At 63.6% G+C, this 14,986-nt stretch carries 11 protein-coding genes and 2 pseudogenes; 4 read left to right on the top strand and 9 right to left on the bottom strand.

Annotation, left to right across the window (positions count from 1 at the left end):
* Nucleotides 1-1,057 (top strand): annotated as a pseudogene (locus AB4Z38_RS24960) (HNH endonuclease); the annotation flags it as partial.
* Between the two features lie 168 nt (nucleotides 1,058-1,225).
* Here the strand turns inward: AB4Z38_RS24960 and mctP are convergent.
* From mctP to AB4Z38_RS24925, 7 genes are all read right to left on the bottom strand, one after another.
* Entirely contained in the window at nucleotides 1,226-2,923 is a 1,698-nt protein-coding gene (gene mctP / locus AB4Z38_RS24955) for a monocarboxylate uptake permease MctP (RefSeq protein WP_441432213.1), read from the bottom strand.
* Entirely contained in the window at nucleotides 2,920-3,201 is a 282-nt protein-coding gene (locus tag AB4Z38_RS24950) for a DUF3311 domain-containing protein (RefSeq protein WP_441432212.1), read from the bottom strand. Before AB4Z38_RS24950 ends, mctP begins: the two co-directional genes overlap by 4 nt.
* 147 nt (nucleotides 3,202-3,348) lie before the next feature.
* Entirely contained in the window at nucleotides 3,349-5,844 is a 2,496-nt protein-coding gene (locus tag AB4Z38_RS24945; RefSeq protein WP_441432211.1) for an alkaline phosphatase family protein, read from the bottom strand.
* Between the two features lie 116 nt (nucleotides 5,845-5,960).
* Nucleotides 5,961-7,157: a type II toxin-antitoxin system HipA family toxin gene (locus AB4Z38_RS24940; protein ID WP_441432210.1), complete on the bottom strand. Its 1,197-nt coding sequence runs from the start codon at nucleotides 7,155-7,157 to the stop codon at nucleotides 5,961-5,963.
* Nucleotides 7,157-7,408: a helix-turn-helix transcriptional regulator gene (locus tag AB4Z38_RS24935; protein WP_441432209.1), complete on the bottom strand. Its 252-nt coding sequence runs from the start codon at nucleotides 7,406-7,408 to the stop codon at nucleotides 7,157-7,159. Before AB4Z38_RS24935 ends, AB4Z38_RS24940 begins: the two co-directional genes overlap by 1 nt.
* A 127-nt stretch (nucleotides 7,409-7,535) precedes the next feature.
* The gene (locus tag AB4Z38_RS24930; RefSeq protein ID WP_234754299.1) at nucleotides 7,536-7,859 is read right to left on the bottom strand and encodes a DUF6221 family protein; all 324 of its coding nucleotides are present in this window, start codon (nucleotides 7,857-7,859) and stop codon (nucleotides 7,536-7,538) included.
* 47 nt (nucleotides 7,860-7,906) lie between these two features.
* A complete protein-coding gene (locus AB4Z38_RS24925; RefSeq protein ID WP_441432208.1) occupies nucleotides 7,907-9,313 on the bottom strand; it encodes an ammonium transporter in 1,407 nt (468 codons plus the stop codon).
* Between the two features lie 385 nt (nucleotides 9,314-9,698).
* On the opposite strand from AB4Z38_RS24925, the gene AB4Z38_RS24920 reads away from it, so the two are divergent.
* From AB4Z38_RS24920 to AB4Z38_RS24910, 3 genes are all read left to right on the top strand, one after another.
* Complete coding sequence (locus tag AB4Z38_RS24920; RefSeq protein ID WP_441432207.1) at nucleotides 9,699-10,436, top strand: glutamine amidotransferase; 738 nt, start codon at nucleotides 9,699-9,701, stop codon at nucleotides 10,434-10,436.
* A gap of 28 nt (nucleotides 10,437-10,464) precedes the next feature.
* Entirely contained in the window at nucleotides 10,465-10,770 is a 306-nt protein-coding gene (locus AB4Z38_RS24915; RefSeq protein ID WP_234754291.1) for a putative quinol monooxygenase, read from the top strand.
* 173 nt (nucleotides 10,771-10,943) lie between these two features.
* On the top strand, nucleotides 10,944-11,879 hold the full coding sequence (locus AB4Z38_RS24910) for a serine hydrolase (protein ID WP_441432206.1): 936 nt from the start codon (nucleotides 10,944-10,946) through the stop codon (nucleotides 11,877-11,879).
* Nucleotides 11,880-13,034: 1,155 nt separating this feature from the next.
* Here AB4Z38_RS24910 and AB4Z38_RS24905 read toward each other — a convergent pair.
* Together AB4Z38_RS24905 and AB4Z38_RS24900 are read right to left on the bottom strand one after the other, a co-directional pair.
* Complete coding sequence (locus tag AB4Z38_RS24905) at nucleotides 13,035-14,498, bottom strand: aromatic amino acid ammonia-lyase (protein WP_441432205.1); 1,464 nt, start codon at nucleotides 14,496-14,498, stop codon at nucleotides 13,035-13,037.
* A gap of 90 nt (nucleotides 14,499-14,588) precedes the next feature.
* Nucleotides 14,589-14,986, bottom strand: a pseudogene (locus AB4Z38_RS24900) (urocanate hydratase); the annotation flags it as partial.

Raw genomic sequence — 14,986 nt, 5'->3', positions numbered from 1 at the left:
CTGTCCGCCGAAGACCGGTCCGCCGTGGACGAGGAACTCGCCGCCGACACCGGAACCTTCGACGGCGCCGGAGACAAGGCCATCATCGCCGCGGCCCGGACCGCGGCCTACCGGCGGGACCCCCGCTCCGTCACCCAGCGCGCCAGCCATGCCGCCGCCGAACGCCACGTCAGCCTCCGCCCGGCACCGGACACCATGACCTACCTCACCGCCCTGCTACCCGTCGCCCAGGGCGTCGCCGTGCACGCGGCCCTGTCCCGGCACGCCGACACCCTCCGCGCCTCCGGGGAGACCCGGTCCCGGGGGCAGATCATGGCCGACACCCTCATCGAACGCACCACCGGCACCCCCGCAGGGATCAGCGGGGTCGAAGTCCAGCTCATCATGACCGACCGCACCCTGTTCCAAGGCGACAGCGAACCCGCCCGCCTCCCCGGGTACGGCATCGTCCCCGCAGGTTGGGCCAGGACACTGCTCAACGGGGACAAGGACAACACCGGCAACACCAAACTCGGCCAGACCGGACAGGGAACCTCTGCCCGGGTTCCGTCCGGGGATAGCCAAGCCGAACCCGGACGGCCCGGGGATCAGGCATTCGAGCTCTGGCTCCGGCGCCTCTACACCGCCCCCGGAACCGGGGAGCTTGTCGCCGCCGACTCGAGGGCGCGGCTTTTCCCGGCAGGGCTGCGGCGCTTCATCCAAGCCCGCGACGACACCTGCCGCACGCCCTACTGCGACGCGCCCATCAGGCACTTCGACCACATCATCCCTTGGCATGACGGCGGCACGACTAGCCTGGCCAACGGGGCAGGGGTCTGCGAAGCCTGCAACCACACCAAAGAACTCACCGGCTGGACAGCACAAACCCGGACAGCACAAACCGGCCCCGGGAAGCGGCATGTCCTCGACATCCGCACCCCCCACAGGACATACCTACCAATCCACAGCCCCACCCCTGCCAGGCACGCACTTGAACGGAGACCCGCCCGTCATGGCGGCACACTATTTCGGGGACCTGTTTCGCAGCCGCCACCGACCGGAACGGCCGGCCGCTTAGGCACGCTAGCTACGACGCCGTCACCAAGACGCGGGGACCCGGCGGGCCCAGTGGCTCCGGCGCTCGCCTCATTGGCGGGTGCTGCCGGACAACACCGCGGGATATCGCTGCCGTGGCAATGTTGTCGACGAAGCGTTAGCGCGCAGATCCAGTCAGAAGCAGATCCGGTCAGAACGTTCCGCCTCCCGTTTCGCCCAGCGGGTACTCGCGCTGGAGTTCGGCAACCTTGGGATCGTCTTCGTCGGCTCCGTAGTCCGAGTTACGGGTGATGTCCTTTCCGTCGGGGAGCTTCATCGCGCGGAAGACCAGGGAGAGGACTGCAGCGACGATGAGGTTGATCGCGAATGCTACGACGGCGATGTAAACCTGCACGTTGGTGCCGGGGATGGCAGCGATGGAGCCGCCGAAGTTGGCCTTCGTCACGGGGTTGACCACGTTGTACGCCGCGACGGTTCCGTAGATGATCCCGGCGGTCCAGCCTGCGAAGAGCGCCCAGCGGTGGAACCATCGGGTGTACAGCCCTGCCACGATCGCCGGGAAGGTTTGCAGGATCCAGATTCCACCGAGGAGCTGCATATTGATGGCGGCCGACTGGTCCATGGCGATCACGAAAATCAGCGCCCCGAACTTCACCACGAGCGAGGCGATCTTGGAGACCTTCGCTTCCTGCCGAGGGTCGGCGTCGGGCCGGATCAAGTCGCGGTAGATATTGCGGGTGAACAGGTTGGCGGCAGCGATCGACATGATGGCGGCCGGGACCAACGCGCCGATAGCGATAGCCGCCAAGGCGATCCCTGCAAACCACGCGGGGAAGTTGTCCAGGAACAGCTGCGGAACCACCAGTTGCGGATTGACGGCACCGTTCAAGTCAATCGGCTTGGTGCCTGCAGAGATGGCCGCGTAACCCAGGAGGGCAAGAAACCCCAGCATGAGCGAGTACAGCGGAAGGACCGCGGCATTCTTGCGGATGGTATTCCTGCTCTTGGTCGCCAGGACCCCGGTGACCGAGTGTGGGTACATGAACAGCGCCATGGCCGATCCCAGGGCCAGTGTCCAGTACGCCGAGTAGCTGGCGGCACCCGGGATGAAGACGCCGGTTGGCTTGCCTGTGGCCGGGCTGATGGCGTCGAGTTTCGTCTGGGCCGCATCGAAGATGTTGTCCCAGCCCCCGAACTTGATCGGCAGGTAGATCACAGCAACGATGACCGCGAGGTAGATCAGGAGATCCTTCACGACGGCGATAAGCGCCGGCGCCCGAAGGCCCGAGGTGTAGGTGTAGGCGGCCAAGACCACGAACGCGATGATCAGCGGAAGGTCAGTCAGCAGCACATTCTGCGCGCTGCCGAGGCCCAACACCGTGAGCACGGCTTTGATGCCGACCAATTGCAGCGCGATGTACGGCATGGTGGCGACGATGCCAGTGAGGGCCACCGCAACCGTCAGCGCCCTGCTGCCATAACGCCCGCCCACGAAGTCCGCCGGCGTGACGAACCCATGCCTGTGCGAGACCGACCACAAACGGCTCATCAACAGGAACACGATCGGGTACAGCACGATCGTGTACGGCACAGCGAAGAAGCCGCTCACGGCGCCGGTGGCCCACATTGCGGCCGGAACGGCCACGAATGTGTAGGCCGTGTAAAGATCGCCACCGAGAAGGAACCACGTCACCCACGTCCCAAAGCCGCGGCCGCCGAGGCCCCACTCATCGAGACTGTGCAGGCCTGTTTCCTTACCCGCGCGCCAGCGTGCGGCGAAGAAGCCCAAGACCGCCACCAGGATAAAGAGGACGACGACGACGGCGAGTGCCACGCCGTTGACGGGCCGATCCGCTGTGGTCGCCAGCGGGACGGCGAGCCCGCTCATTGTCCCTGCTCCTCAGTGCGTGCGCCCCGCGCGACCTCGCGGCGGCGGCGGTCCTCCTTGGTCACCAGCCGATAGGAGACGCCCACCATGACCGCGGTGATCGGAACCCAGAGCATTTGGTACCAATAGAAGAACGGCATGCCAGCTAGCCGCGGCTGATCAATCGAATACGTCGGGACGAGCAGCGGAACCAGAATGGCGATGGCTAGCAGGATTCCGGCCACAATATACGGACCGGGCCTTGCCGGCCCCCGGGTCGGTACATCGGGAGTTGACATGGACGCCTCCTCAGAGAGACGGCCCCCGGAGCGGGATGGGCTTCCCGGGACGTGCCGGTGGCCTGGCGGACCGCATATATACCGGTCCATCAACAGAATAGATTCTGGACTAATTCTTTGACAGGGGAAGTGGCCCGCTTTTTTTGGCTAGCCGTCGGGATCCTTCGCGGCCGGCTGGCTACCAGAACCGGAACCAGAACCGATCACGCTGTGCTGGGGTTCGGGCATCTTCGAGTCGGCGCCGTTCACTGACTGCCAGATGGACTTGTTGAACAGCTGCTCATCAATCTTGTCTTCGGTGGCAGTGTCCTGGGTGGCTACCTGGGGGGCCATCGGAGCGTTTGCGCCGTTGACGGTGGTCATGTCGTAGCTGGGCTTGAGCGCGGTGTACGGCGTGTTGTCAGGCTTGGCCGTGAACGACGCGTTCATGGGAGTGGCGAAGGCGTCGAATTGCGTCAGCGGGCCGATGCCGGCGATGAGGCCGATGGTGCGGACCATTGAAGCCGTGCTATAGAAGGTTGAATCGACTTTCCCGGTCTGGGTGTAGGGGCTGATGGCCAGCGCCAAGGTGCGGTGCGCATCCACATGGTCCGGGCCGTTCTGCGCGTCATCCTCCGTGACGAAGATGGCGGTGTCCTTCCAGGCGGAGGAGTGGGACACGGTGTCCACCAGCTTCCCAAGAGCGTAGTCGTTGTCCGCGACGTAAGCCCTCGGCGTGGGGGCGCCAGCGCGGGTAGCTTGCGTGTGGTCATTCGGCAGCCGGACGAACTGGACCGTGGGAACGGTTCCGGACGTCACTTGGGACTGGAAGTCCTTGGCCCATTCTTCAATACGTGGAGTACCGCAGCCGGGCTTCAGCGGTGCGAACGAACCGGCCGAATCAGGGCAGTTCAGGTCGTAACCGTGGTAGTTGTGGTCGGTTTGCGCATCCAGGACAGGGTCCGCGGCGTTGAATGTGCCGGCGTTGTTGGAAACGTAGAAGCCGTAGTTGCGGAAACTGACGCCTGCCTTGGCGAGCCGCTGCCAGACATACGTGTTGTCAGGCTGTTGGGCCGCGATTTCAGGTGCGTTTCCTTCGCTGGGATACGGTGCCTTGCGGCCCGAATAGTTGGCCGGCCACATTTGCTCTGCGTACGGGTTCGAGTTGGCAGAGGCCACCCAGTTCCAACCGTTGGCGCTGACTTCAGCATCGGCGTAGAAGTTGTCAATGGTGGTGAACTTCTTGGAGAGGGACCGCATATTCGGCGCGGACTCGTCGCCAAAGAGATTCAGAGAAGGATCTCCGTTGCCCTTGCCGAGGCTCCCAAGCACCTGGTCGTAGGTGCGGTTTTCCTTGACCACGTAGATCACGTGTTTGATGGGACTCTCTTGACCTGGTTGGCGCGGGATGATGTTGCCACCGGCGGTTTCCGGGCGGTTGTTGTTTTTGACCTGCTCGGTGGCCTTCTGCAACTGGCCGTCCTCCGGAACGCTGAAACTGCTCAGCGTGCCAACGATCATCGATCCGCTGTATTGGTTTTCGGCGGCCGGTGCGGTTGACTCCGGGTTCGGGTGGCCAGGCCCGTTGTTGGGTCCGGCGCCCAGCCCCTTCGCGTTGGTGACATGCAATGTCCCGGCGCTGAAGGCCAACGAACTCGGGTACCAGCCCGCGGGCACCACACCGGCGACTGCGTTCTGGGCGAGGTCGACGACGGCGACGTCGTTGTTGCCGGAGTTGCTCACGAAGAGGCGGTGCCCGGCTTCGTCCAGGGCCAGTCCGGTGGGATTGGTTCCCACCGGTGCGCCCTTTTCCGGTGCGACGCTGACGCTCGAGCTTGTGCCGGCGGCGGTATCCACAACCGAGACGGTGTCGTCGTCGCCGTTGGCGACGTAAAGCGTACGGCCGTCCTTCGACAGGACGGACTTGTGGGGGTGGAGGCCCACCGTGACGGTGCGGGAAACCTTCGGTTCGGCGCCTGTGATGTCCACCGCGGAAAGGTCCGAGGCACCCTGGTTGGTGACGAACGCCGTCGTGCCATCCGGGGAAACCGTGACCGAAAGCGGTCGGTGACCGGCCGGCGTCGTCGAGACATTGCCAGTGGAGAGGTCGACGACGGACACGGCGTCAGCGAGCTGATCTGCAACAACCAACCGCTTACCGTCGGGTGTGATCGCCAATCCGGCCGGGAAGAGGTTCAGGGCCTTGCCCGCGGGCGTCGTGGTGGGAAGCTGGATGGGTGCGCCTTCTGCCAGCTTGCCGCCGGAGTAGCTGTAGGTGCGGATCTTGGAGTTTGCTGCCGCGCTGGCGTAAAGCTTGGTGCCGTCAGGGCTCCACGCCAAGCCCATGTAGAGAGATTCCGGGGACTTGTAAGAGATGGTCTGGTCTACCTCGTGGTCTGCGAGATCGACGAGCTGCAGTGACTGCGTACCTTGACCGTTGTTGGTGACCGCGAGCCTCTTGCCGTCGGGCGAAATGGCGGAGTTGAGGGGGAGGTCTCCGAGTGAGGTCTGCTGTCCGGTTGGCGTGACGCGCATGCCGATGGAAGTGACTGCCGTTCCGTCCTCGTGGGGGCCGGCGAACGTGGAAACCGCCGCGAACGCAGCGCCGCCAACGAGCACACAAGACAATGTTCCGATGATGACCGGGATTGTTTTGAATTTCATGGTCCCAAAGCTAGGAGCCGCGAAACACGTTGGCCCGACTCGCAGGGAACCATCAGCCACTCCATCAGTGAACTGATGGAGTGGGCAGGTGTCGGAGTCGGGTCGCCGCCGGGGTCTCAGCCCGCCAGCTCTCCGCGCCGGAACCTCAACTCGCGCAGGGCACCTCGGAGCGGTGACCCGGTGAACGGTAGGTCCTCCAATTTGACCTTTCCAGAAGCTGACAGGGCCAATGCATTGGCGGCGGCGGCAGCGCGTCGTGGCAAGCCGAGGTTCGACGCGAAATCGGCCCAGTGCTTCGCCTTGAGGTTTTTGGTTTTCCCGGACACCGGCAACGCGAGCGAGTCGTCTCCGTACAGCAAGGTGCATGGAATGTCGTAGATCGGGGCCATGACGAATCCTCCGTGCCGGCCCCCAAGGATCGAGAGATTCTTGGCATGGAGGTCACCGTTCCCGGTCAGCCAGGCAAAGACAAACTGCAGGTACAGATTGCGGCTTGCCACGAGTGGGGCTTTGCACCGTCCGGCTAGCGCAGCAGCGACGTCCTCCGATGTCACGGAATACTTGGAAGCCGGCGGCAGGCCCATGACTTGTGCTCCGTCTTCCATGGGAAGGCGCACCCAGGAGCGGTCCTTGACCTGAACGCGGTCAAAGCGCTCCACGAGCAACCCAGGCAACCCGTGCATGTCGGTGATGATATGGCTCTTGGCTACAGGGACCTTGAGGTCCTTGGCGGCGGTGAGATGTACCGCTTCGTTCGCCAGCAAGTGTGCGTGGTTGGGCGGGTCGAGTTTGAGCAGATACCGTTGCCCCCGGAGAGACAGCGGTGTAGTCAGCATGGACGCACTTGCCTTGTCCTGTACGCCGGGGATGGCATGGCGGTCCACTGCGTTGGCAAGGGCGGCGAAGTCCAGTTCCTCGGGCCTGGATGTGTCGGCAAGGGGTGCCGGTTCCACGGGAATTTCCCCGGTAGGGACCACTTGGACGTCCCCGGGCGCGTCGGCCCCGACCGCGAGCAGGAGGGTGAGTTCGTCGTCGAGGCTGGTTTTGGTGGCGTCCCTGAGCACGCTCAGCCGGTGCCCCTCCGGCAGCAGGCCCGCGAAGAACGACGGAAGAGCGCCAGCGGGAGTCTCGACGGGAAGGTTCGTCAGGGGCAATGAACTGGCAACCGCGGGCAAACCGGAAGTCAGGTACTCCGCCACGTAGGAAAAACTGACCCCGCCGTGGCGAGTGCGGACAAGGTGGCCCGCCAGGGCACCGCCTTTGTGAACGTCCGCTGCACGAACGAACTTCAACTCCTCGAAATCGTCGACCATCAGGCCGCCGCCATGTGCAGGCCGACGGCGTTGGCTACCGCCACGACGGCCCCCAGCGAAGGATTCCCGGTGGCGGTCTCAATCGCCCGCACGGTCCTTTCGGAAGTCCCGGCAAGGTCGGCAAGGTCAGCTTGCGTGATTCCGGCCTCTTTGCGTGCTTTCCGTATGGTGGCCGCAATCGCCGCTAGGTCTTCCACGAGTCTCCGATGATCCGGCATGATGTTGCCGATTTGGCAGTTTTCTAGGTCCATTCTGAACCATTTTGCCAAAATCGGCAAGATGCTGCCGAAAGTGATGATTTTGGCTGCTGAGGGGCAGCTAATACCTCAATTCGGCAAGATCCTGCCGATTCGTCCCCATTCGGCTAGAGCCTGCCAGCTACGTCCCCGCTAGCCATTCCGGCTCGAAGTCCGGATGGTCAGAGTAGGGCAGCGCGAGGGCATTCAACGATTTCGTGGTCCATTCGATTGATTCCGGGATCCACTGCGGCGTATCACCAAGCGTGCCGCGAACCATTGTGGCCAGGGCCGTCTGCCGTGCGGATTCCACGATCCTGAGCAGCCTTCTTTTTGATTCGCATTCCAGGAGAAGGCGTCGCTCGTACCATTTGCCCGCCTCGGAGACGGAACGGTCGCCGAGGAGTTTCCGCGCCGCAGCTTCATCCTCGTTCAGACGGTCCGAGAGGAAATCGACGATATCCACAAATTGAGCGTACGCGTCCCTTGCGGCTGCGGAAATGCCTGCTTCCGCTAAGCGGGGTCGGCTTGCTTTTCGTGCTGGAGCTCGACGGCGGGAGCGGCGTCCGGTGACGAAGCGGCGGCAGCGGCTCGGGCCGAGACGGGGACGGCCGAAGCGGCTCGGGCTGAAACCGGGACGGCGGCAGCGGCAAGCGGGATGTTGACGTGGGGGAGGGCGTTGAAGTGGCTCCGGGACATGCTACCGAACTCGTAGGCGGTCTCGGCGTGCTCGGACAAGTCGACGCCGGCGAGCTCCGCCTCGTGGCTGACCCGGAATCCAACGGTCTTGTGAATGACAAGGGCAATGATTGCGGTCATGATTCCCGACACTGCGAGGGTGACGAGAATGGCCACGATCTGCGCCACGAGCTGCTGGAGTCCGCCTCCGTAAAACAATCCCCCACCCTTGCCGTTCACCGGCAGCGCGATGAATCCGAGCGCGAGCGTGCCGACAAGGCCGCCACCGAGGTGTACGCCCACGACGTCGAGGGAGTCATCGAAGCCGAACTTGTGTTTCAGGTCGACAAACACCGCGCAGGCGGCGCCGGCCACCAGCCCCAGGCCGAGGGCTGCGGCGGGAGCCACATTGGCGCAGGCCGGAGTAATAGCCACGAGGCCGGCAACGACGCCGGAAGCGGCGCCCAGGGATGTGGGGTGGCCGTGCCGGATCTTCTCGGTGACCAACCAGCTGAGCATTGCCCCGGCCGGGGCTACGAGGGTGTTCACCCAGATCAACCCGGCCTGCGCCGACGTCGTGGCCGCGCCGGCATTGAAACCGAACCAACCGAACCACAGGAGGCCGGCGCCAAGCATGATGAGGGGGAGGTTGTGCGGGCGGTGGTTCGGGTCTTTTCCAAAGCCGTGACGCTTGCCAAGGATCAACGCCAGGACAAACGCGGCTGCGCCGGAGCTGATTTCCACCACTGTGCCGCCGGCGAAGTCAATCACCTGTCCGAAGACCGAACTGATGGCTCCGCCAGGGCCGAGGAGGCCACCGCCCCAGACCATGAAAGCCAACGGGCAGTACACCAGAGTGATCCAGATGGGGACGAAAATGACCCAGGAAGTGAATTTGGCGCGGTCGGCGATGGCGCCGCTGATCAGGGCCACGGTGACCATGGCGAAGGTGGCGCTGAAGCCGAGCTTGATGAGATCGGTGGAACCGACCAGGTCCGCCGAGCCGAAGCTGCTGAACGGATTGCCGAAAATCCCCAGGACGCTCTTGCCGCTGATCATCGAGTAGCCCCACAGGATCCACACGGCGCCTACGATGCCCGCGGAGATGAAGCTCATCATGATCATGTTGAGGGAGGCCTTGGCCCTGGTCATGCCACTGTAGAAGAGGCCGAGTGCCGGAGTCATAAGCAGTGCGAGTGCCGCCGACACCATCACCCAAACGTTTTCCGCAGTGATATTCACGTGCGTTTCCCTTCTTATCGGAATGCCGTAGGAGGACCGCCGTAGCTTGGCCCCGTTCTTCCCCTGCTCAATATTTCCGGTTCCGTGTTTCAAGCAATGCGAGGAAAAATTGCGGGGACGTTACATAACTTGCCTCGGCGTGAAGAACGCATGACGGGCGTGTTTCGGGAATGTTAACGCCACCCCGGCGCAGACTCGGGGCCGCCCGGAGCGGGCACCCGGAATCCCAGTGATTCCGCGGATTTCAGGGCCAAAGGAGGTGAAATCCTTCCACCGGGACGGAAATCCGGACATTTCTTCCACGTAAACGGCGGCTCACCGCCCCCAAAACGGATGTTTCAGCCGAACGCTGGCGCGTCACGGCCACCGCGCGCACACTTAGCCTGTGAAGCCGTTTCTCCTGCTCGCATCTCGCGCCGAAGACGCCGCCGCCGAGGAAGAATACCTGGCGTATCTTCGTTTTGGAGGGCTCGCTCCCGAGCAGCTACAACGCATCCGGATGGAGGCGGTGCCCCTCCCGCCGCTTGAGCTCTCCGACTATTCCGGCGTGATTGTGGGTGGCAGTCCCTTCACCTCGAGTGACCTGCCGGAGCACAAGAGCCCGGTCCAGAAACGGGTGGAGAAAGAACTTGCGGACCTGCTGGACACGATTGTTGCCGCCGACTTTCCCTTTCTGGGGGCCTGCTATGGGGTCGGAACCCTGGGGCTTCACCAAGGGGCTGTGATTGACCGGACCTACGGTGAGGGACTCGGCGGGGTAACCATCAAACTCACAGCGGAGGGCCTCCAAGACCCGCTCCTCCAAGGCATGTCCGAGCGCTTTGTCGCCTTTACAGGCCATAAGGAAGCCTGCACGGTCCTGCCAGGACACGCGGTGTTGCTCGCCGGTTCGGCCGCTTGCCCGGTGCAGATGTTCCGGATCAAGAGGAATCTTTACGCCACTCAATTCCATCCGGAGCTCGACGCCGAGGGGCTCGTTACGCGGATTGACACCTATCGCCACGCCGGATATTTCCCGCCCGAGGCTGCTGAACAGCTGATGGCAGATGCCCGCAAGATCACGGCGACCGAACCGATGAAGATCCTCGGCAACTTTGTCCGCCGATACTCGATTCCCCAATAACGTCGGAGGAATGAAGCACAATGGGCCCATGACTTTTGCAAATGTAGGAAGCCTCGGCACGAAACCCGGCCAGCGCGACGCCGTCGTCTCTATCCTGCTCAGACCGAAACCGGAGCTCCGCGGCGCGGGCTGCCTCCTCTACGAGGTGGGGGTCAACGAAGAATCGCCTGACACGGTCTTTGTCTGCGAATTATGGGAATCGGCAGAAGCACACCAAGGATCGCTGCAGCTGGACAGCGTCCGGGCCGCCATAAGTGAGGCAATGCCACTGCTGTCCGGAGAGATGGGCGGCACGCGGTTCACGGTATTGGGCTCACCGCTCCGAAACCCCTGATATTCACCCAGGCGACACGTGGCTGACGGACAGGATTTTCATAGCTCTTACATAGCTGAAGTAGCTACGGTTGGTTCATTATGGAAGAGCAAGAGCCCCGTCGTCCCGGCCAAGGGTCCGGACGAAAGAGAAATCGGTGGAACCGCTGGAGTCCCCGCCGACGTCGATCGGCCTTGCTGACAGCCTTCGCGGCCGCTCTGGCCCTGACCCTGACGGCCACGGTCTACTCAGCTGCGCATGCCCGCTCGTCCGTCTCCCATGCTGTATCGGCGGTAGCCAGCGCTACGCCGTCGGCAGCAGTTCCAGCCGCATCCCCGACGACGGCGGACGCCGCACCGTCGTCGACCGCGGCCGAGGCTCCGACTGCCGCTCCAGCTGCGGCGGCTCCCGCAGCTTCAGTGCCGGCTGTTGCGGGTACCGGGGTGACCCCCGCGCTGGACTCCGAGATCAACGCCATCATCGACGCCAACAACCAGTACCAGATCGGCGTCACCCTGATCGACCTATCCGATGGATCGAGCCATCAGTACGGGGTCCAGGCGCCCTTCGAGGCAGCAAGCACCGCCAAAGTCCTGGCTGCCGCCGCGTACTACCACCTTGTCGAAACCGGCGCAGTGTCCCTTGACGATCCCTTGGGCGACTACACGGCCGGATTCCAGATCAAGGAGATGATCCAGGACAGCGACAATGACTCCTGGTCCTTGATCATGGACGCGGTCGGCTATTCGGAACTGCAAGCCTATGCCGCATCGATCGGCGTCAGCTATGACCCCATGAACAACACCCTGACCCCAAGCGAAATGGCCAGCATCATGGCCGGCCTCTACAGCGGGAAGCTCCTGAACCAGCAGGACACCGCACAGTTGTTGTCCTACATGCAGAACACCAACTACGAATCACTCATCCCCGCCGCGGTTCCGGCCGGAATTACTGTTTTCCACAAGTACGGACTGCTCGACGACGAACTCCATGACGCCAGCATTCTCACCAACGGAACCAACTCCTACGCATTCGTGGTCTATACCAAAGGCCAGGACGAGAGCGATATCCCGGCCCGCACCGACATCTTCCACCAGCTCACCCAGGCCGTGGTGAACGGCCTGTTCTAAAAGGGCGTGGCCCGATCTTCAGCATCACGACGCCGGCCGCGCAGTCAGACTGACTGCGCGGCCGGCGTCCTTGTTCCCTTTATAGGCGCTGAGCGCCTGTCGCGGTGCTATCTATATGCCTCCCTTCTGCATAGGGTCGGGCCAATTTCCTATCAAGCGGTTATGGTCCTGCATGGTCTTCTCCTGACTAAGACGGTGATCTGCGCGATGCGACGCAGTTGGTCGTGCCTGCCAAAAGGGCAGGGGCGGCCTGATCAGTCGGGAGAGGAACCAGGATCGAATGCAGGTTCGGCCGAGGGGCTTTGCCGGCTATCGGGGATCCGGCCATCGCGTGGTGGCGGCGCCAGCGCACGTTGTTCCGGCAGATCTGCCGCGCCAAAGGCGGAACCGCCCTCCGGACCGGACCTCGATCCTGCCCCGGGTGGCGACACCGACGCAGGATCCGGTGCGTCAGGCGGAGGTCCGCCGCGGACCGGCGACACATCCGTTGTCGCAAACATTGCGGGGGGCATGAAGACAACCCCGTCCGGCAGGAATCCGGTGTTCCTTGTGAATCCGGGGTTCCGGGTGATCGCTCCCGGTCCGGACTGGACCGAGGGCGAAAAGTGGGTCGGAGGGACAGCTGGAACGCTTGGCCCGTGATGCGGCAGTATTCCGCGCACCGGCGGCAATGCCGGCACGGAAGGCGGCTCAGGCAATGCCGGGACGGAAGGCGGCTCGGGCAATGCCGGGAGTTCCCTGATCGTGTTCTCGACCACGGACGGCACAGCGTCGACGACTCCAACGACCGGTGTCAAGACGTGCTCCGTTAGCTGTTTGACCACGGTCTTAGGAACTGTGGCCAACGGACCCAGGCTTGGAACCACGGACGGGACGTGGTCGACGAGCGGCCCAACAGGATCGGTGAGGGGAACCGGGGGCAGGGAAACCGAAGGTATCGGGACAGCCGGAATCGTCGGCAGAAGGTCTGTGGCCTGCGAAGGACCGGCCAGCCACAGCAACCACGCCAATGCGCCAAAAACGGCGAGAAGAACGGGGCGAACCAAAGAAATGCCACGGCACCCCAGATACCCAGCCAAACACTCCACCTCCCCAGTGCGGTGTTTGGATATTAAGCTACGCCCGTCCGGGGCGGCAGTCCATAGCTAAGCACGCTTAGCGCCCGAACTCCGGAAGGATCGCAAGTTGGGTCGCCTCGTCGACATCGGGGCGGAGATCCCGGTCCTGGACGTCGGCGGGCAAAGATAGTCCGGCGTCGAAGGCCTTTCGGAACCGCGGACTCGAGAATTCTCCGGGTGTCCGGCCCTGCAGCCTCAGTGCCCGTGACGCGCAAAGGAGTTCAACACCAACAACCGTTGCAAGCGCCCGAACGGTGGAATCCAGCCGGGCGGTGGACACACTCGCGAAACTTGCATCTTCTTCAGCGCCCAAGGACAGGACCACCGTTTGCAGGCTCACCGGCTGGGCATTGGCTCGAATATGGCCCGTCGCTGCGGCCGCGACATATTCCAGCATCATGACGCCGGACTGGCCGGAGTCGTCGACTGCAAGGAACCTGTGGAGGCCCGTGTACGTGGGATCGCACAACCGGCTGATCCTTCCAAGCGTGTTGGTGCATGCTGCGCCAAGTGCCAACTGCAACCCGTCAATTCGCCGTGCGAGTGTGGACATCTGGAAGAGGCCGTGGTGCGCCACGCCGTTGCTGCCATCTTCCACGGAGCCGAAGACCATGGGGTTCTCATGGCCTGCCACCACCAGACGCTCCAAGAGGAGCTTCAGCGCGTCGAGTTCTTCCACCACGGCGCCTAATGCGTGCGGAAGCATGCGCAGGGAATACGGATCCTGAATGCGGGCGGGCTTGCCATGCCCTGATACCAGCCCCTGAAGGGTGGCGGCCACTTCTGCCAGTGCGTCCGATTCCGCCGCCTTTGCAACTTCCGGGGCGAACGCTTCGGGGTTTCCTGACATGGCGGTGAATGTCAGCGCGCTGACAGTCGTCAGGTTCTCCAGCAGGGTCGCCAGCTTCTGATGCGCCAGGACGGCTTGGGCGATGGTAAGCGCGCTGGAGCTGATGAAGGGCAGCGCATCCTCGGTCGCCCAAGTCTCGAGTGGCACCGGGACTTTCTTGCCGTCCATTGTGGGCCGCTCACCGAGGAGGGTGAGAGCCGTTCCCGCCAGGGCGGGAAGATCCGCGGTGCCGATTCCGCCGAATTCCCGTACTTCCGGCAGGGCATCGGCGTTGAGCATCTCCGAAACGGCGTCGGCTACGGCCGGGTTGATCCCGGATGCGCCGGCTGCGAGTTGGGAGAGCCTGATGGTCAGCATCGCCCGGACGGTCTCGCGGTCAAGGGCGCGTCCGGCATCGACGGCATGGCTCCGCAACAAGTTAAGGCCGTGGGCGTCGACCTCAGTGTCCGCTTGGTTGAGGGTCACGGAGCGGTTAGCTCCTACGCCTGTGGACCGCCCGTAAACGGGCCGTGCCTGTGCCGTCGCGCGGGCGGAGCGCTTGGACGCCGTCATGCGTTCAACGGCCGACGGCGCCAACGTCACTTTATTGCGGCCTGCTGCTACCGCCACGATGTCGCCGAGTTCAAGCCGGCGTCCGTCAATTTCGATCATGGGAGTGATTCTTTCTCATCGATTGCTCCGTAGGTGTCGTTTTGGTGGGTCATAACGACGGTTACGGAGCAATCGACGTGGGGTTGGGAGCTAGTTGGTTTCTTCCATGGGGATTCGGACGCCGCGTTCGTGGGCGACTTCGATGGCGCGGTCGTAGCCGGCGTCGGCGTGGCGGATGACGCCCATGCCGGGGTCGTTGGTGAGGAGGCGTTCGAGTTTCTGGGCCGCGAGGTCGGTGCCGTCGGCGACGGAGACCTGGCCGGTGTGGATGGAGCGGCCGATGCCCACGCCGCCGCCGTGGTGGATGGAGACCCAGGTCGCGCCGGAGGACGCGGCGGTCAGGGCGTTCAGCAACGGCCAGTCGGCGATCGCGTCGGAGCCGTCCTTCATGGACTCGGTTTCCCGGTAGGGGGAGGCCACGGAGCCGGAGTCCAGGTGGTCCCGGCCGATCACGATGGGGGCCTTGACTTTGCCTTCGGCCACGAGCT

The organism is Arthrobacter sp. 2RAF6, from assembly GCF_052115205.1.
GTDB lineage: Bacteria > Actinomycetota > Actinomycetes > Actinomycetales > Micrococcaceae > Arthrobacter.
The sequence above is the reverse complement of the archived record's forward strand: the minus strand, read 5'-3'. Positions and strand labels throughout refer to the sequence as shown.